The organism is Actinoplanes sp. NPDC051343 (genome assembly GCF_044455125.1).
GTDB lineage: Bacteria > Actinomycetota > Actinomycetes > Mycobacteriales > Micromonosporaceae > Actinoplanes.
In genome coordinates this window covers 163124-181255 of record NZ_JBITEL010000004.1, presented here as the reverse complement: position 1 = coordinate 181255, position 18132 = coordinate 163124, and the positions used below count along the sequence as shown (strand labels likewise).

The window sequence follows — 18132 nt, the reverse complement described above, 5'->3', positions numbered from 1 at the left end:
CAACTTCGCTAACGCCAAGGTCACCGGCGTCGTTACGGCAGGTGAGGAAGGCTTGCGCCGAGCAGGGGGCTGAGCGTTTCCGCGTACGCGCCGGTCAGGTGATTCGTGTCGCGGTAGACGAGCAGATTGCCGACGACCAGCGGGCAGTCCCGGCCGCACAGCCACGGCGCCGGGTCGACCACCGGCACCCCGCCCCGCCGGGCCGCGTCCCGCACCTCGGCCCGCCACGCCGGGTCGCGCATCACGGTCGTGGCCGGCTCGGTGCAAACCGTGATGTCGCGGCCGTTGCTGCCCAGGCAGTCCAGCGGGTCGGTGCTCAACGTCGGGGTGTCGGCGAGCAGCACCACGTGCCGGGCCGCCGCCTCGAGGCGGGTGAACAATTGCGCCCAGGCGTTCGACCAGAGCTGGTCCGGGTCGCCCGGATGCCCGATCAGCATGCCCGGATAGTTGGTGTCGGTGGCGACCACGACCATGTCCGGCCGGAGCGTGTCGATGCGGCCGAGGGCCCAGCTGCGCCAGCCCTCGCATTCGGTGTAGCGCCGCTTCATCCGCGCGTTCCGGATCACCAGGTCGGCCGGCAGGCACGAGCTGCGGGTCAGCGAGACGAGCCGCCAGTGGTTGCGCCCGGCCAGGTCGTCGAACGCCGGGAACCATTGCAGCGCATGCGAATCGCCGATCACCACAACGGTTCTCGTGGCCCGGGGCGGCCCGTAGGTGCAGGCCGGCTGCCGTACGGCGCTCTGCAGCGTCTGGTGGCAGCCGTCGGCCTGCGGCGCGAATTCCTCGCGGGGCGCGACGTTCAGCGCGGGTACCAGGTTGTCGGGCACCTGGCGTACGCCCTCGGCCATGTCGATGAGATGGCTCAGTTCGGCCGCCGGGTCCCGGGCGGTGCGCAGCGCCGCGCGGGTGTCCGGCGCGACGCCGCCGGTCGGCACGGTGGGCGGGAAAGCCAGCGCCAGCGCGGCCAGGCTCGCCGTGGCCGCGGACAGTCCGAGCCCGAGGCCGAGCCCGCGGATCGGCTTTTCGGTCAGCGCCCGGCGATGCCGGACCGGGTTCTCGACGAGGTGATAGGTGAGCGCGGCCAGCCCGAGAGCGACCGAGCAGAGCGCGAGCCGCTCGCCGAGGTCGAGTTCGTGGCCGACGGCGGCCGGCGCGATGATCAGCAGAGGCCAGTGCCAGAGGTAGAGGCTGTAGGAGTAGTCGCCGATCCGGCTCAGCGGGCGCAGGCTGAGCAGCTTGCCGGGTCCGCCGGCCGCGATGACGAGCGCCGCACCGAGCACCGGGGGCAGCGCCGCGAGGCCGGGGAAGGTGGAGTTTTCGTCGAGCAGGACGGCCGAACCGATGATCGCCGCGAGCCCGGCCCAGCCGAGTCCCGCCTTGATCATCTGGTGGTTACGGCGGTCCTCAGACCACCCCCACCCCGTTTCGGGTGGGGCCGAGTAAACCACCCGGGTCTGACGTTTTCTCGTGGTTGTCCACAGCGCGATCAACGCACCGACCCCGAGCTCCCACGCCCGGCTCGGCAAGCCGAAGTAGGCCGCCGGCACATCCCGGGTCAACTCGACCGCGCTGTACGCCAGCGACCCGGCAACCACCACCGACAGCACACCGGCGAGCACCCGCAGCCGTCCGAAAAGCAGGACCACGACCATCAGCACCGGCCAGCCCAGATAGAACTGCTCCTCGACCGCCAGCGACCAGAAATGCTGGAACGGCGACGGCGCCGGGTTGGCGAAATAGTCGGTGGCCACCGCGGCCAGCCGCACATTGACCGCATAGCCGGCCGCCGACAACGCGTCGTAGGCCAGCCCGGCGATCCGGGCCGGCGGCAGCCAATGCCACGACGCGGCCAACGTGACTGCACTGACCAGCGCCGAAGCCGGCAACAGCCGGACCGCCCGCCGCGCATAGAACCGCGCCAACGACAGCCGCCCGGACGAAAACCGCTCCCGCAACAGCAGGCCGGTGATGAGGAAGCCGGAAATCACGAAGAAGACGTCGACCCCGACGTAGCCACCGGCCAGCCCCGGCACCCCGGCGTGCGAAAGCACCACCAGCAGCACCGCGACGGCTCGAAGCCCTTGGATGTCGGGCCGATGCCGGACCGGTGCGGCGATCGGCCCGGCCTTCGGTTCGCCACGGGCAGGCCGTACGAGGGTGCCGATCACACCATCGGTAACGGGCTCCCGGCCGAAGCCGTTACGGGAACCCGTTCGAGGACCACGGCCGGGTCATGGGCCCGCGCGACGACCGACCGCGCCCGCCGGCTCTGTTCGGCGAAGAGCACCGGGTCGGTGCGGTACCGCGCGATCAGGTGAGGCACCTCGGCCGGCGTGCAGTAGACCGCCGCATCCCCATAGAGATCGGCGAATTTCTCCGGGGTCACGACCACGCAGCCCATCGCCGCCGCCTCAAGCGCGGGCCGGGAATAGTGCTCCGGGGCCGTCGACGGCGGGAAATGCAGATAGAAGTCGAGTTGATGCAGGAACGGCCGGGGCCCGATATCCGTCGCCTCATAGCCGAGCCACCCCCGGGGCAGTGCGACGGTGAGCATGTCGCGGGGCCGGTCGGGCAGCCGCACCCGGATGTCGGCCTCGGGCAACCGCCGGCAGACGGCCAGCGTTTCGGCGGCGTCGGACGGCCAGTTGGCGGCGTCACACAGGTCGACTCCGGCGAGCACCGGGCCGTGCGACGCGCCGGAGCGCTCCTCGACCCAACCCGGAGAGATCAACGCGGTGGGCCAGTCACGCTCGTTTTCCGTACGCAGCAAGGCCCGCACCCCGGCGTCCTGGGTGACCCATTCGGGGTCGCCCCCGAACAGCCGGCGCGCGGCGGCGGAACAGGCCTCGGGCTCATAGCGCCGATCGGTGCCGTCGGCGCGGGCCGGCGCGCGATCGGCGACCACGATCGTGCGCCCGGCCGTGATCCCGCTCGGCACGCCGCCGCTGAACTGCAGCACCGCGGCCTGCCGCACCAGCACCACGTCGGCCCGCAGCCGGTCACCGGCCGCGACCTGCGAAATCGTGCCGTCGTTGACCATGTCCTGGAGCGGCGCGGCCATCGAGATCCGCTTGAGGTGGACCGCCCGGTACGACTCCAGTTGCAGGACCGCCACCCGCAGCCCGGCCGCGGCCAGCACGCGCAGTTCGTCGGCCGCGGTCCGCTGCGCACTTTCCATGAAGCGCCAGTCCGCGACCATCACCACGTCGAAGTGCCGGTCCGGGTCGCTCGCGAGCAGGTGGGCGGGCGCGGCGAACGGCCGGTCGCTGCCGTCGGCGGGCCGGTAGGGCGGGACCGCACCGGCACCGATCAGCTGGTGCCAGCGCAGGTAGGCCGAGCTGTACGCGGTCCGCCCGGCGTGCATCCAGTGCGGCTTGATCTCGGAGCGTGAGAGCGACCCGGCCGACAGCCGGATCAGCGCGAGCGGGTACGAGGACTCCAAGTGGCGTACCGCCCGCGGCCCGAACGTGGCCTGCATGCGCCCGATGTATTCGGAGTCGGCCGCCTTGCGCACCCGGTCGAAGTAGCCGATTTGGTTCATCACCACCGAGCGCCGGAACAGCAGCGACGACGGGTTGAACCGGCCGCTGCGCACCCCGGGCCGGGTGAGCAGCAGCTGGTCGGTGACGGCGAGACCGTCCGATGTGGTCGCGACCAGCCGGCGGTCGGCGAGCAGCGGCATGACCTGAAGTTCCAGCCGTCGCGGATGGGACCAGTCGTCGGAGTCCTGGAACGCCGCGAACTCGCCGCCGGCCGCGTCGAGGCCGGCGTTGCGGGCGGCGTAGGTGCCGCTGTTCTCGGCCAGCTTGACCAGCCGGATCCGCTCGCCGAGGGCGACCGCTCGCGCCAGCACCTCGTCGAACTCCGGCGGCGAGGCGTCGTCGACGACGACGATCTCCACGTTGGCCCAGCTCTGGGCCAGAATCGACGACACCGCGGTGAGCAGCCCCTGGTCGGGCCGGAAGGCGGTGATCACGACCGAGACCCGGTGCGGCGTCTCGACCCGCTCGGCCGGTGGCATCGACAGCCGGTCGAACGGCACATGCTGGAGTTCGTCGTTCAGCTCCAGACCGGGCAGCAGCCGCCGGAAGGCGTTGAGCCACGGCCCGGCCGCCCGGTCCCCGACGAACGGGTTGAGCAGGTCGGTCTCGAGCCCGCTCCGGGCCTGGTCCCGGATCGCCCGGTAGTCGCGCAGCAGCCGCCGGGCCGCGTCCGGGCCGCGGTAGGCGAACGCGAGCTGGGCGTGCAGGGCCTGGTTGGCCGGGGTCAGCGCACGACCACCGAGCGCCCGGCGGATCAGCTCGTAGAGGGCGAGCGCGTCGTCCCGGTCCTCCGGCAGCTGCTCCTGCAGCGCGATCGTCTGTGCGACCGCGGCGAGAAGTCCCGCGTCGGTCCGGCGGCGGATGCGGCGCAGCCACCGCCGGTCGCCGGCCCGCGCCGCGGCCAGCAGCCCGTCCAGCGTGCCGGCGTCGCCTAGCGCGGCCCGGGCGAGCAGCCGGCGGGCGTCCAGCGACCGGTTGCGGGACGCGGTGGCGGTCAGCGCCAGCCGCAGGCCGGGACCGATCGCCCGGATATGGTCGTCGAGCAACCCGTCGGACATGACCGGCTCAACGCCCGCGCGCCCGGTTCCGTGACGCCGCAAGCCGGACCCCGGCGTCGCCGCGCGACCGGCAAAGCGCCGCCAACCGGCCGCCGCGCGACCGGCAAAGCCGCGCTGAGCGGCCGACATCAGCACCGCCGAGCGGCTCGCAAGGCGTCACACCGCGGCCAGCACGGCCGCGCCGACCCGCTCCCTTTCCGACGCATCGGCCCACGGGCCGACCAGATAGAACGCGTCGACCACGTCGCCGCCGAGCGTCGAGATGCGGGCCGCCCGCACCTCGGCCCCGGCCTCGTCGAGCGCCGTCGCGACCCGATAGAGCAGACCGGCCGAGTCGGCCGCGCGCAGTTCGAGCACGGCCGCGTCGGTCGCCGCGTCCCGCTGCCAGACCACCCGCGGCGAGGCGGAACCGCCGCGGGCGCTCATCGCGCGGGCCCGCAACCGCTGGGTGACCGAGACGTCCCCGGCCGCCACCCGGCGCAGGTCGGCCGCGAGCGCGACCGGATCGTACGGCGACCCGTAGCGCGGCTGCGTGTAGAACTCGACGATCGCCCGGCCGTCGACCGTGGACGTGTTGGCCCCGACCACGTCGAGCCGGTGCATGGCCAGGCAGGCCGCGATGGCCCCGAGCAGGCCACGCCGGTCGGCCGCCGCCACCGCGACCCGGTCGCCGTCCAGGTGCACGGCCGGTAGGTCCCCGTCGAGCAGTTCCGGGTCGGGCTCGGGCGGCGACGGCAGCTCGCCGGTGTCGAGCAGCGTGTGCACGCGGCGTACCAGCTCGGCCATCAGCCGGCCCTTCCAGTCCGACCAGGCGCCGGGCCCGGTGGCCCGCGAGTCGGCCCGGGCGAGCGCGTGCAGCAGGTCGAGGGTCGCGGTGTCGCCGACCGCCCCGGCGACCGTCGAGATGGTCACCGGGTCGCTCAGGTCGCGCCGGGTCGCCACCTCGGGCAGCAGCAGGTGCAGCCGCACCAGCTTCTCGACCGTGGTCACGTCGGCCGGGGGCAGCCCGATCCGGCGGGCGATCTCGGCCGCGATCGGGGCGCCGACCGTGCTGTGGTCGCCCGGCAACCCCTTGCCGACGTCGTGCAGGAAGGCGCCGATGAGCAGCAGGTCAGGGCGGTCGACCTCGCGGGCGTACGCGGTCGCCTCGTACGCCGCCTGCACGAGGTGGCGGTCGAGGGTGAACCGGTGCACGGGATGGTGCTGGGGGAGGCTGCGCATCCGGGCCCACTCCGGCAGCCAGGCGTCGATCAGGCCGTACCGGTCGCAGGTCTCCCAGGCCGGCAGCAGCCCGGGGCCGGAGCCGAGCAGCGAGACCAGGGCGGCCCGCGCGGCGGGCGGCCACGGGTTGGGCAGCGGCGGCGAGAACGCGGCCAGCCACTCGCTGGTGGCCCGCGCGATCGGCAGGCCGGTGGTGGCGGCCGCGGCGGCGACGCGCAGCGACAGGCCGGGGTCGGGCACCGGGCCGATCGCCGTACGGGCCAGCACCAGCTCGCCGTCCTGCTCGACCACGTCCCGGGCGACCGGGCGCCGCTTGGTCTGCGGGACCGCCCCACGGCGGCGGCCGCTCCGCAGCCGGTCGACCGCCCGCCAGGCGTCGTCGACCGCGTGCGCGATCGTCCGGGCGTCACCGGCGACCCGGCGCAGCAGCGCGTCGCCGTCGTCGAGTTCGAGCAGTTCGGCGACCGCGCCACGCTCCTGGGCGACCAGCCGGTCGACCCGCCGGCCGACCGCGAGGTGCAACGCGTCGCGCGTGTCGAGGAGGCGGAGGTTGGCGGCGCGTACCGCCGGGCGCAAGGTGTCGGCGACACCGGCCCGGCCGATGCCCCGCAGGATCGTCACGTCGCGCAGGCCGCCGGCCGCCTCCTTGAGGTCACCCTCGAGCAGGAAGGCGAGCTCGCCGTGGGTCGCCCACCGAGTGGTCGTCAGCTCGCGCAGCTGCGGCATCAGGCGTACGGCGGTGCGCCGCCACTGGTCGGCCGCGGCCGAGATCAGCTCGCCGGAGAGCGCCGGGTCGCCGGCCAGGTGCCGCGCGTCGAGCAGGCCGAGCGCGACCTTCACGTCGTCGTGAGCGACCGAGAGCGCCTCGGGCAGCGTGCGTACGGAGTGGTCGAGGCCGACCTTGGCGTCCCAGATCGGGTACCACAACGCGGACGCGATCCGGTCGATGCCGGCCGTCCCGGCGTGCAGCAGCACCAGGTCGACGTCGCTGTAGGGGGCGCAGTCGCGCCGGCCGAGCCCGCCGACTGCCAGCAGGCTGACGCCCGGCAGGTGGCCCGGGAAGAGCCCGGCCAGCCAGGAGTCGAGCGCCGCCGCCCGGTTGGCCCGGGCGGCGGCGCCGATGTCATCTTTCATCGAAGAAGTCAGAGCGCGTCGAGCCTGTGTTCACAGCGCGTCAAGGCCGCGCTCGCCGGTGCGGACCCGGACCACCTCGTCGACCGAGGTCACCCAGACCTTGCCGTCGCCGATCTTGCCGGTCCGGGCCGCCGTCACCACGGCGTCCACGATCTTCTCGACGTCGATCTCGTCGGTGACGACCTCAACCTTGATCTTGGGCAGGAACTCGACCGTGTACTCGGCACCCCGGTACACCTCGGTGTGCCCCTTCTGCCGTCCGTAGCCCTGCACCTCGCTCACGGTCAGTCCGGTCACCCCCAGCGCGTGCAGGGCTTCCTTCACCGCATCGAGCTGGTAAGGCTTGATGACCGCGGTCACCAGCTTCATGCTCAGTCCCTCCATCGGAGAACTCATAAGGGAGATTAACCGGCGACCTTCTGGCTCGTGTCGGCCTTGCCGTCCGCGTCCACCGGCGTTGACGGACCTTCGCCTGTGCCAGCTGAACCGAGGCCGGCCATCGCGAAGCCGCCACCGCCACCGCCGCCGGAGGGCGTGAAGTCGTACGGCGTTTCACCGTGATCGGCGATGTCGATGCCGCTGACCTCGGCGTCGGTGTCGACGCGACCCAGCTTCACGGCCTTGAGGATGCTGGCCAGGATGTAGGCGACCACGAACGAGAAGACCGTGACCGCGGCGCTGCCGACGAACTGCCGCCAGAGCTGGTCGAAACTGCCGCCGTAGAAGAGCGACTTGTGGGTGACCAGCGAGTTGACGCCGGAGCTGGCGAACAGGCCGATCCACAGGGAGCCGATCCACCCGCCGACGAAGTGCACGCCGACCACGTCGAGCGAGTCGTCGAAGCCGAACCGGTACTTCAGTCCGACCGCCAAGGCACAGACCGCGCCGGCGACGATGCCGAGCAGCACCGCGGCCATCGGCGGGATGTAGCCACAGGCCGGGGTGATGGCGACCAGGCCGGCCACCGCACCGGAGGAGGCGCCGACCATGGTCGGCTTCTTGTCGCGGATCCACTCGACCAGGCACCAGCCGACGAGCGCGGCGGCGGTGGCGAGCTGGGTGTTGACGAAGGCGATCGAGGTCACGAAGTCGACCGTCAGCTCGGAACCGGCGTTGAAGCCGAACCAGCCGAACCACAGCAGGCCGGCGCCGAGGGCGACGAACGGGACGTTGTGCGGCCGCATGTTCTCCCGCGGCCAGCCGACCCGCTTGCCGAGCACGATGGCCACCGCCAGAGCGGCCGAACCGGCGTTGATGTGCACGGCCGTACCACCGGCGAAGTCGAGCGCGCCGAGGTTGACGCCGATCCAGCCGCCGCCCCACACCCAGTGCGCGACCGGGACGTAGACGATGGTGAACCAGCCGACCGCGAAGAGGATCCAGCCGCCGAACTTGAAGCGGTCCGATAGCGAGCCGCTGATCAGGGCGACCGTGATGATCGCGAACATCATCTGGAAGGCCATGAAGACCAGCGTCGGGATGCCGGTCTTACCCCAGATCTCGGACTGCCAGCTGGTGCCGGTGCCCATGTATTGGCTGAAGCTGCCGAGGACCTTGTTGACCCCGGAGCTGCCGTTGGTGCCGAAGGAGATGGAGAAGCCGTAGAGAGCCCAGAGAATCGAGATGATGCCGATGCAGCTGAAGCTCATCATCATCATGTTCAGAGTGCCCTTGGACCGGTTGAGGCCACCGTAGAACAGCGCCAGACCCGGGGTCATGAGCAAAACGAGCGCAGACGACAGGAGCAACCAGGCGGTATTGCCGGTGTCGATATCCACGCTGCCTCCTTCCGGAAGTTAGGTGTCCTCACCACACGACCTGGGAGGCAGCATCGCCTGTCGGCCGGTTCGTGGCGGAAGCCTTCCGGTCGGAGGTTTCACGCAGGGTCTACGCGCGATTTCCGGCGCGTGACGGCTTGTTTCGTACGTGTGAAGTTTGAGGCGCAGCAAAACGCTCGATCACTACCGGAGCGCGTACTCCAGGGTGTGCCGCTCGTAGTCGAGAAGCCGCAGGTCACGCATAGGGCGACGAAGGTGGCCCTTGTGCACGATGCGGACGAAAGCCGGGTCTCCGGCCGCCGCCATCCGCCGGATGCCCTCGACGTGGTCGACGATCCGCTTACGGATCGTGCGGACCAGCCGGTGCCGGTCGCGCGGAATCAGCCCGTACGCATCGGCGAACAACCGCAGCCGGCGCGGCCGGTTGGGCCGCTTCCACCCCAGCGTGTAGGAATCCCGGTCGCTGAACAGCGGCACCCAGGTCCACGCCGCGTACGCCACGTCGTAGATGCGGGCACCGGGCGAGGCCAGGTCGAAGTCGATCAGGGCGAGCGTGCCGTCGGGCCGCCAGACCACGTTGTGCGGGGCGGCGTCGTGGTGGCAGATCACCTCGGAGTCGGCCGGCGGCGGCCCGAACGAGCGCCAGACCGCACCCGGCGGGGGCACGAAGCCGTACTGCGCGTCGTGGAACATGCGCAGCATGGTCGCGACCGTGACCAGGGCCTCTTCGGTCACCCAGTGCGGGGCCAGCGGGTATTCGCCGCACTCGCCGTCGAGGTAGGTGAGGACCTCGCGGCCCTTCTCGTCCATGCCGAGCGCGCTCGGCGAACCGGTGAACCCGACCCGCTGCAGGTGGTTGAGCAGCGCGTGCACGGCCGGCGTCCACGGACCGGCGTTACGCCGGACGGTGTCGCCGATCCGCGAGACCGTGCTGACGTTGCCGCCGTGGAGCGGAATCTCCCGCACCGGCTCCTGCGTCACCCACGGCCTCCCATTTTTCCTGACCTGAAGAACTGGTTCGTTCGAGATTACGCGTCGCTGCCAAGCAACGCTTCGACGAACGCGGCCGGCTCGAACGGCGCCAGGTCGTCCGGACCCTCGCCCAGACCGACCAGCTTGACGGGAATGCCCAGCTGACGCTGCACGGCGATGACGATGCCGCCCTTCGCGGTGCCGTCCAGCTTGGTCAGCACGACGCCCGTGACATCCACCGCTTCGGTGAACACCCGGGCCTGCTGCAGACCGTTCTGACCGGTCGTCGCGTCGAGGATCAGCAGGGTCTCGTCGATCGGGCCGTGCTTCTCGACGACCCGCTTGACCTTGCCCAGCTCGTCCATCAGGCCGACTTTGTTCTGCAGGCGGCCGGCGGTGTCGACAAGCACGGTGTCGATGCCGGTTTCGATGCCCCGCTTGACCGCGTCGAACGCCACGCTGGCCGGGTCGCCGCCCTCGGGACCGCGGACGGTCTCGGCACCGACCCGCTGGCCCCAAGTGGCCAGCTGCTCGGCCGCGGCGGCCCGGAACGTGTCGGCTGCCCCGAACAGCACCGTGCGTCCGTCGGCGATCAGCACCCGGCCGATCTTTCCGCAGGTGGTGGTCTTGCCGGCCCCGTTGACGCCGACGACCAGCACGACCGACGGGCGGCCCTCGTGCGGCGCGGTCCGGAGCGAACGATCCATGCCCGGCTCGAGGGCCTCGGTGAGCTCCTCGGCCAGCTGCTGCCGCACCTCGCTCACGGAGCGTGTGCCGAGCACCCGCACCCGCTCGCGCAGCCGCTCGACGAGCACCTGGGTGGCCTCCACCCCGACGTCGGCGCTGATCAGGCTGTCCTCGATCTCCTCCCAGTCGTCGTCGGTGAGGTGATCACGCGACAGCACGGTGAGGAGTCCGCGGCCGAACACGCTCTGCGACCGGGAGAGACGGGCGCGCAGCCGTACGAGACGCCCGGCGGTCGGCTCGGGGGTCTCGAACCGCTGCCCGGGCTCCTCGATGACCGGGGTCTCGACCAGCGGCGGAAGTTCCTCGACCGGAACCTCGGCGCCCGGAACCTCGACGCCCGGAGCCTCGGCGGGCGGCCGCTCGATGACGGTCGTGCCGCCCGCCGGAGGGGGCGGCAGTGGACGGCGGCGCATGCGGGGCACCACCAGGCCGACGGCGCCGACCACCAGCACGACGAGCAGAATCACTGCGGCGACCACGTATTCCATAGCCGAAATCCTGACAGATGTCCCGGCCGTCCGTGGCGTCGCCCGCTCCGCTGGCGACATCCGGCACATCTGACGCAGGATGTAGACCCCTAGGACTCAGCGTGGAGGCTCTCCCATGCGCCACCCCCGGCCGGTTTTCCGGTGACCGCACACCTGCTCATCGGCCCCGTGCTGCGGCGGGTGACCGGCACCCGAGCCACGATCTGGGTCGAGACGACGGCGCCGGCCACCGTGCGGGTCAAGGCCGGGAGCGGCGCCGGCGGCGTCGCGACGACCTTTACGGCGTACGGGCATCATTACGCGCTCGTGGTCGTCGAGGGCCTGCCGGAGAACGCGTCCACCCCGTACGAGGTCCTGCTGGAGGACCGACCGGTCTGGCCGGCACCGGAGTCGCCGTACCCGCCCTCGGTGATCCGCACCACCGACCACCGTGAGACTGACGTCCGCCTGATCTTCGGTTCGTGTCGCGAAGCGACGCCGAAGGCGACCGGCCGGAGCCTTCCGCCGGACGCGCTCGACGCCTACTCCCGCCGCCTGATGGCCGCACCGGACGACCCCGACCGGCGCCCCGACCTGATCGTCCTGCTCGGCGACCAGGTCTACGCCGACGAGACCTCGGAGAAGGTCAGGAAGTTTCTGCGCCGACGCCGCCGGGCCGGCCATCCGGGCCCGGACGACCAGGTGGTGAGCTTCGACGAATACACCAAGCTCTACCTGGAATCGTGGCGCGACCCGGAGATCCGCTGGCTGCTCTCGACCGTGCCCAGCGTGATGATCTTCGACGACCACGAGATCATCGACGACTGGAACACCTCCGAGTCGTGGCGCGACGACATGGCCGCCACGCCGTGGTGGACCGAGCGCATCGCGGCCGGCCTGGCCTCCTACTGGGTCTATCAGCACCTCGGCAACCTCGGACCGGACGAGCTGGCCGCCGACCCGCTCTATCAGAAGGTCCTGAACAGCGACGACGCCACCGACCTGCTGCACGACTTCGGCCGGGCGGTGGACGACGGCGGCCGCGGCTACCAGTGGAGTTACGCCCTCGAACTCGGTCGCACCCGCCTGGTGATGCTCGACAACCGCTGCAACCGGGTGGTCACGCCGGGCCGCCGCGAGATGCTGCCCGCCACCGAGTGGAACTGGTTCCTCGACCAGGCCCACGGCGACTACGACCACCTCGTCGTCGGCTCGTCGCTGCCCTGGCTGATGCCCCCGGCCATCCACCACCTCGAGGCGTGGAACGAGCGCACCGCCGACTCGCCGAACCCGAAGGTGTCGGCCCGGGCCGAGAAGCTGCGGCGGGCGTTCGACCTCGAGCACTGGGCCGCCTTCGGCCGGTCCTTCGACGCGATGGGCGAACTCTTCCGGCGGCTCGGCGAGGGAGAGGGCGGCCCCCGGGTGGGGGCGGGGCCCGCGTACGCCGCGCCGGCCTCGATCAGCGTGCTCTCGGGGGACGTGCACCACTCGTACGTCGCCCGGGTCGACTTCGGCACCCCGGTGACCACCCCGGTCCACCAGCTGACCTGCTCGCCGGTGCACAACCAGGTGCCCGCGTTCATGCGGCCGCTGATGCGTTTCAGCTGGTCCCGGGCGGCGGCGAAGGGCACGCGGGGCCTCGCCCGATCGGCCGGCGTGCCGCAACCGGCCTGGACCTGGCGACGGGAGGCCGGCCCCTACTTCGGCAACGCGGTCAGCACGCTCCGGCTCGCCGGGCGCACCGCGACCGTGTGCGTCGAGGGCACCACCAAGGACGGCGACCTGTTCGAGGTGGCGGCCGTCGATCTCAGTCATGATGGTTCTTGATGACTACCTGGATCGCGCCCCCGGCGCACCGCGTGCCCGAACCACAGACCGGCCCCGAGCGGGCCATGCTGCAAGGCTGGCTCGACTGGCACCGCCAGACCCTGCTGAGCAAGTGCGCCGGCCTGACCGCCGAGCAGCTCAAGACCGCCAGTGCCCCGCCGTCCACGCTGACCCTCCTCGGCCTGGTGCGGCACCTGGCCCTGGTCGAGCAGAGCTGGATCGCCCGCGCCACCGACACCGAGGAGCGGTGGGTCTACGGCTCGGACGACAACCCGGACGGCGACTTCGACGACATCGCGGGCGCGGACGCCGAAGCCGACTTCCGGACGTACGCCGCCGAGGTCGCCGACGCCGACCGCAAAATTGCCGACTTCGGCCTCGACCACGAGTTCAGCACCCCGCGCGGCACCAAGAGCGTCCGCTGGGTCTACCTGCACCTGATCGAGGAGTACGCCCGCCACAACGGCCACGCCGACCTGCTCCGCGAGCGCATCGACGGCACCACCGGCGACTGAGCGGCCCACGCCCCGACCCCTGCGGCCGCCCGACCACTCCGCCCGCCCGGCCGTGCGGCCACTCCGGCCGTGCGATCACTCCGCCCGCCCGGCCACTCCGCCCGCCCGACCACCCCGCCCGCCCGACCAACCCGCCCGCCCAACCCGCCCGCCCGGCCACTCCGCCCGGCGATCAGCGCGCGGCGGGCGCGGCCGGTCGGCCGGCCGGCGGGGCGGTGAAGGCGCGCAGCAGCGTCGCGACCGCGCCGGCCAGGTCGGCGCGGTTCTCGGCCGAGCCGGGGGCGGGCGCACCGCGCGAGCCGGCGCCGGCCAGCCGGTTGAACAGCAGGCCGTCGATGCACGCCACGAGGTGCTCGCCGTCGCGCTCCGGATCGCGGGCCCCGGCGGCGGCCAGCATCGCGCGGGCCTGGGCGCGCGAGGGGTCGCCGTGGGCGAGGATCGTGCGCAACTGGAGGTGGTGGGTGGCCTCGAGCAGGCAGGCGTAGCGGGCCAGCGTGCGGTTGCGGGCCGCGCTCATCCAATGATCTAGGACGGCCGCGATGCCGGCGGCCACCTCCCCGATGTCGTCCAGCACGACCGGCGGGGCGTCGGCCGCGCCCGGGATCCGGTTCGCCTCGAGGTCGGCCCGGTCGAGGTCGGCGATCCGGCGCACGACCGCCTCGATCAGCGCCTTCCGGGTGCGGAAATAGGCCGACGTGGTGCCCAGCGGCAGGCCGGCCCGGCCGTCGACGGCCCGGTGGGTGAGACCTCGCATGCCGAGGTCGGCCAGCACGTCGATGGCGGCGTCGGTCAGGACCGCGAACCGATCGGTCGGCATCGTGGCGTCGCCACCTCCTTCTACGGCTGTAGTATGGCTTTCTACAGTTGTAGAAGGGCGACGTGATGACACGAACCGCGGTGATCGTCGGCGGGGGCATCGGCGGGCTGGCCGCCGCCATCGGACTGCACCGCACCGGCTGGGAGGTGACCGTCCTCGAACGGGTCGGCGCCCTCCGCCCGGTCGGCGCGGGTCTGGTGCTGCAGGCCAACGGCCTGCGCTGCCTCGACGCCCTGGGGGTCGGCACGAGGGTGCGGTCGGACGGCTACGAGGACGTGACCGGCGGCACCCGCCTCCCGGACGGCCGTTGGCTGGCCCGCATCAGCGCCGGCGAACTCGAACAGGCCCTCGGCACGCCCGCAATCGGCATCCACCGGGCCGCCCTGCACCAGATCCTGCTCGACGCCCTGCCACTGGGCGCGCTCGTCACCGGTGCCGAGGTCGTCCGCGTGACCGAGGACGGCGAGGTCACACAGCGCGAGCCGGGCACCGGCCGCGAGCACACGGTGAACGCCGACCTCGTGGTCGGCGCGGACGGCATTCGCAGCGCCGTGCGCGGGGCCCTCTGGCCGGAGGCCGCCGCCCCGTCCTATGTCGGCGTGACCGCGTGGCGCGGGGTGACGCCGGTCCGGACCCGCGACCCGGTCGTCGGCATCACCTGGGACCGGGGTGCCGAATTCGGCATCGTCCCGCTGGCCGACCAGCGCGTCTACTGGTTCGCCGCCCTCAACACGGCGCCCGGCGAGCCGCGGGGCGACGAGAAGGCCCGGGTGCTGACCCGGTTCGGCCGATGGCACGACCCGATCCCCGAACTGATCGAGGCGACCACCGACGTTCTCCGCGACGACCTCGCGTGCCTGGACACGCCGCTGCCGACGTACGTGAAGGGCCGGGTCGCCCTGCTCGGGGACGCCGCCCATGCGATGGTGCCCAACCTTGGGCAGGGCGGCAACCAGGCCCTCGAGGACGCCGTCGTGCTGGCCGCGGTCGCACACCGGCGGGACGGCCTCCAGGCGTACGACCGCCTGCGGCGACCCCGCAGCCAGCGGGTGGCGAAAGCCTCCCGGGCCGTCGGCCACCTCGGCCAGCAGCTCAGTAATCCGGTCGCGGTGGCGGCCCGCAACGCGCTCGTGCGCGTCACCCCGCCCCGGCTGGCCCTGCGCTCGATGGCCCGCTTCGCGGACTGGCACCCGCCCTCGCTCGACTGAATGCCCTCCCTCGGCGGAGGTCAGTAGCGCACCGTGCGGCCGGTTGGCAGAAGGCCCGGAAGACCGTGCCGCGGCGGCCCGGCGGTGACCTTGGCGTTCGGGCCCGACCCACCCGGGTAGGGCGGCTTGCCCGCACTGAAGACCCAGGCGGTGAAGAAGCCGCTCAGATCGCGCCGGGTCACCCGGCTCGCCAGCGCGGCGAAGTCGTGGCTATTGCCGTTGCCACCCGACCGTTCGGCCGTCCACGTCTTCAGGATCTTGAAGAACGTGGAGTCACCGACGGTCATGCGGAGAGCCTGAAGGGCCATCGCGCCACGACCGTAGACGGCACCGCCGAGAGCCCCGTCGGCGCCCGGGTCGGCCAGCGGAGTGTTCCAGCTCGAGTCGTCGGCCGGGATCTCGCTGTACGAGTAGTCGAACTGCCCCTGAGCGCTGGTGCGGCCCTCGTGCTCGGACCACAGCCACTGGGCGTACGTCGCGAAGCCCTCGTTGAGCCAGGTGTCCTTCCACTGCTTGATCGAGACGTTGTCGCCGTACCACTGGTGGGCCAGCTCGTGCACCACCGTGCTGTCGGCGATGTCCTGCCAGCCGAAGAAGCCGGTGTTGTAGGTCGGGCGGGTCTGGGTCTCGAGCGCGAAGTCGAACAAGGCCGGGCTGACGATGCCGCCCGCGGTGTCGAACGGGTACGGCCCGAAGCTCCTGGCCATGAACGCGAGCATCTCGGGCTCGCGGGCGAACGACGCGTGGGCGATCTGCCCGGTGGCCGACATCGGCAGCCGGGCCGCGGTCAGCGACCGCCAGGTGCCGGGGTTGGCCCGGCTGCCGGCCGGCGCGGGCGGGAGGGCCCAGCCGTCCCAGGTGTCGCCGTCGTTCTCGAACGAGGTGTCACTGTGGCCGGTCGACACCTTGATGTCGTCGAGGTAGACGCCGGTGCGGGGCGTGCTGTCCTCGTCCGGCTGCGGGACCGTGGTGAGGTAGGTGACCGCGACCTCGGTCTTCGTGCCGGCGAACGGCTTCAGGTCGATCGTCCAGTCGCCGAACTCGCCGCCGTAGTTGAACGAGGACTGCCCGTTCCAGTGGCCGGTGGTCCCGTCCGGCGAGCAGGTGCCGTCCGGCTGCTGCGAGACGTAGTGCGCCAGGAACGGATGCGTGTCGAGATCGTGGCACAGTTCGCCCGCGTAGTCGAAGGTCAGACCGCTCTGTTCGGGCAGCGTGGTCCAGTTGTCCTGGCCCACGGTGTGCGCCTCGACCATCAGATAGCCGGTGTCGGCGGTCTCGAGCACGGCCCCGAAGCTCAGCGTGGCCCCGCCCGCCGGCACGTCGACGGTGTGCGTGAGCCGCTTGTACGCCGGGACCTCGGCCCCGGAGTACGCCATGCGCTGCCCGGTGCGCGCCGCCTTCACGGTCGGCCCGTCGAGCGAGGCGTCGACCGCGTCGGTGAACCGGATGCCGTCCCGGTCGTACGACGTCACGTCGTACCTACCGACCGAGATCGTGGCCAGATAGGACGCCATCGGATCGGCCGCGTTCCAGGTCCAGGTGGTGGTGCCGTCGGGGTGTGCGGCCTTGCCCGCGAAAAGGCCGTTGGCGACCACCGACCGCCCGTTCGGCACGGTCACCCTGAACGTGTACGCCGCCTTGTCACTCGGGTGATCGTCGACCGGGAACCAGGTCGCGGCCGCGTGCGGCTCGCCGGCCACGGTCACGCCGTCGTCGGTGCGCAGGAAGCCGGACGCCCCGATCTCCGGGTCGTCGATCGGCTGCGGCAGCCCGTCGTAGGTCACCACGGTCGTGAACGTGCGCCCGTTCCGCAGCCCGGCCGCCGGCGTGATCACCAGCTCGTTCCCGTCCCGCCGCCAGCCGGCGGCCCGCCCGTCGACGGTCGCCGACCGCACGGTCAGCCCGTCGAGGTCGAGGTCGAAGGCCGAGAGGTCCTGAGTGGCCTTCGCCGTGATCGTCGCGACGCCGCGCAGCTGGCCGGTCGCGGGCGCATAGCCCAGGTCGAGCGTGTAGTGCTGGGCGTCGTAACCGCCGTTGCCGTCGAGCGGGAAGTAGGGGTCGCCCGCGCCGGCGGCGCCCGGTGCGGCAAGCAGCACAGCGGACAGTAGAGCGGTGGCACTGGAGAGCATGCGTTCTCCGCATCGGTCGTCGTCGAATTGCCGGCGCGCGCCAGGCTAGGACAACCGCTGCAAAGAAGCTGTGAAGGACCGGTGAGACGACGGTCCTTTTCAGGAGAGTTCGAGGGCCTTCCGCAGGTAGGTCAGGTGCTGCGGCCCGGTCCACCGGTAGGCCGAGAGGCCCGCGGCCCGGGCGCCCCGGACCGCGCGGTCGTCGTCGTCGACGAACAGGACGCGCTTCGGCGGCTCACCGATCAGCTGGCAGGCCTGCTCGAAGTATTCGGGCGCCGGCTTGTGGATCCTCAGGTCCCAGGAGTTGATCACGACGTCGATCTCGCCGGTCAGCTCCAGCGCGTCCAGATCGGACGGGAGCAGGTCGGTCGCATTGGTGGCCAGCCCGACCTTGCGGCCGGCCGCCCGCACGTCGCGTACGAAAGCAAGCGCCTCGGGATCGACCTCGCCGCGATAGACCTGCCACTCGGCGACCGCCGCGGCCGCGTCAGCGGGCGGGAGCGGGAGCCGGCTCGCCACCACCCGCATCCACTCGTCGTGGGTGAGTTCGCCGGCCATCGCGGGCCGGTAGACGTCCCACTCCATCGCCGTCTCGAGCAGCGCGGCGGGCTTCAGGCCGTACTTCAGCTCGACCGCGATCATCGGCGCCGGGTCCCACCGGCGCAGCACCCCGTCGAAGTCGATCAGCAGGGCCCGGGCCGGGTCGCGCTGCGCCAC

General features: G+C 72.1%; 13 protein-coding genes. 3 read left to right on the top strand and 10 right to left on the bottom strand.

The window, feature by feature from the left end; genetic code table 11:
* Nucleotides 1-32 precede the first annotated feature (32 nt).
* From ACIA5C_RS14910 to ftsY, 7 genes are all read right to left on the bottom strand, one after another.
* Entirely contained in the window at nucleotides 33-2168 is a 2136-nt protein-coding gene (locus tag ACIA5C_RS14910) for an acyltransferase family protein (RefSeq protein WP_396054653.1), read from the bottom strand.
* On the bottom strand, nucleotides 2165-4600 hold the full coding sequence (locus tag ACIA5C_RS14905; protein ID WP_396054651.1) for a glycosyltransferase: 2436 nt from the start codon (nucleotides 4598-4600) through the stop codon (nucleotides 2165-2167). The genes ACIA5C_RS14910 and ACIA5C_RS14905 overlap by 4 nt, the downstream gene beginning before the upstream one ends.
* Nucleotides 4601-4756: 156 nt before the next feature.
* Nucleotides 4757-6967, bottom strand: a complete 2211-nt coding sequence (locus ACIA5C_RS14900) for a [protein-PII] uridylyltransferase (RefSeq protein ID WP_396055601.1) — start codon at nucleotides 6965-6967, stop codon at nucleotides 4757-4759.
* An 18-nt stretch (nucleotides 6968-6985) separates the two neighbouring features.
* Entirely contained in the window at nucleotides 6986-7324 is a 339-nt protein-coding gene (locus tag ACIA5C_RS14895; protein WP_364107369.1) for a P-II family nitrogen regulator, read from the bottom strand.
* A 35-nt stretch (nucleotides 7325-7359) separates the two neighbouring features.
* A complete protein-coding gene (locus ACIA5C_RS14890; protein ID WP_396054649.1) occupies nucleotides 7360-8733 on the bottom strand; it encodes an ammonium transporter in 1374 nt (457 codons plus the stop codon).
* A 183-nt stretch (nucleotides 8734-8916) separates the two neighbouring features.
* Entirely contained in the window at nucleotides 8917-9714 is a 798-nt protein-coding gene (locus ACIA5C_RS14885; protein WP_364107355.1) for an aminoglycoside phosphotransferase family protein, read from the bottom strand.
* 47 nt (nucleotides 9715-9761) lie between these two features.
* Nucleotides 9762-10940: a signal recognition particle-docking protein FtsY gene (gene ftsY, locus ACIA5C_RS14880; RefSeq protein ID WP_396054646.1), complete on the bottom strand. Its 1179-nt coding sequence runs from the start codon at nucleotides 10938-10940 to the stop codon at nucleotides 9762-9764.
* Between the two features lie 141 nt (nucleotides 10941-11081).
* Here ftsY and ACIA5C_RS14875 point away from each other — a divergent pair, with 141 nt between their 5' ends.
* Both ACIA5C_RS14875 and ACIA5C_RS14870 read left to right on the top strand, forming a co-directional pair.
* Nucleotides 11082-12746, top strand: a complete 1665-nt coding sequence (locus ACIA5C_RS14875; protein ID WP_396054644.1) for an alkaline phosphatase D family protein — start codon at nucleotides 11082-11084, stop codon at nucleotides 12744-12746.
* Nucleotides 12746-13261, top strand: coding sequence for a DinB family protein (locus ACIA5C_RS14870; RefSeq protein WP_396054642.1), 516 nt, complete (start codon nucleotides 12746-12748; stop codon nucleotides 13259-13261). Before ACIA5C_RS14875 ends, ACIA5C_RS14870 begins: the two co-directional genes overlap by 1 nt.
* 172 nt (nucleotides 13262-13433) lie before the next feature.
* On the opposite strand, the gene ACIA5C_RS14865 is transcribed toward ACIA5C_RS14870, so the two are convergent.
* Nucleotides 13434-14078 (bottom strand): TetR/AcrR family transcriptional regulator, encoded by a 645-nt coding sequence (locus tag ACIA5C_RS14865; RefSeq protein ID WP_396054640.1) that lies wholly within the window; start codon nucleotides 14076-14078, stop codon nucleotides 13434-13436.
* Between the two features lie 65 nt (nucleotides 14079-14143).
* On the opposite strand from ACIA5C_RS14865, the gene ACIA5C_RS14860 reads away from it, so the two are divergent.
* The gene (locus ACIA5C_RS14860) at nucleotides 14144-15286 is read left to right on the top strand and encodes an FAD-dependent monooxygenase (protein WP_396055599.1); all 1143 of its coding nucleotides are present in this window, start codon (nucleotides 14144-14146) and stop codon (nucleotides 15284-15286) included.
* A gap of 20 nt (nucleotides 15287-15306) precedes the next feature.
* On the opposite strand, the gene ACIA5C_RS14855 is transcribed toward ACIA5C_RS14860, so the two are convergent.
* A complete protein-coding gene (locus ACIA5C_RS14855) occupies nucleotides 15307-17415 on the bottom strand; it encodes a M1 family metallopeptidase (RefSeq protein ID WP_396054638.1) in 2109 nt (702 codons plus the stop codon).
* Nucleotides 17416-17514: 99 nt separating this feature from the next.
* Nucleotides 17515-18132, bottom strand: a complete 618-nt coding sequence (locus ACIA5C_RS14850; protein ID WP_396054636.1) for an HAD family hydrolase — start codon at nucleotides 18130-18132, stop codon at nucleotides 17515-17517.

Bases quoted from the DNA above. Each gene is read 5' to 3' on its own strand.
- ACIA5C_RS14860 (WP_396055599.1), top strand. From the start codon at position 14,144: ATGACACGAACCGCGGTGATCGTCGGCGGGGGCATCGGCGGGCTGGCC.
- ACIA5C_RS14865 (WP_396054640.1), bottom strand. From the start codon at position 14,078: ATGCCGACCGATCGGTTCGCGGTCCTGACCGACGCCGCCATCGACGTG.
- ACIA5C_RS14855 (WP_396054638.1), bottom strand. From the start codon at position 17,415: ATGCTCTCCAGTGCCACCGCTCTACTGTCCGCTGTGCTGCTTGCCGCA.
- ACIA5C_RS14895 (WP_364107369.1), bottom strand. From the start codon at position 7,324: ATGAAGCTGGTGACCGCGGTCATCAAGCCTTACCAGCTCGATGCGGTG.
- ftsY (WP_396054646.1), bottom strand. From the start codon at position 10,940: ATGGAATACGTGGTCGCCGCAGTGATTCTGCTCGTCGTGCTGGTGGTC.
- ACIA5C_RS14870 (WP_396054642.1), top strand. From the start codon at position 12,746: ATGACTACCTGGATCGCGCCCCCGGCGCACCGCGTGCCCGAACCACAG.
- ACIA5C_RS14905 (WP_396054651.1), bottom strand. From the start codon at position 4,600: ATGTCCGACGGGTTGCTCGACGACCATATCCGGGCGATCGGTCCCGGC.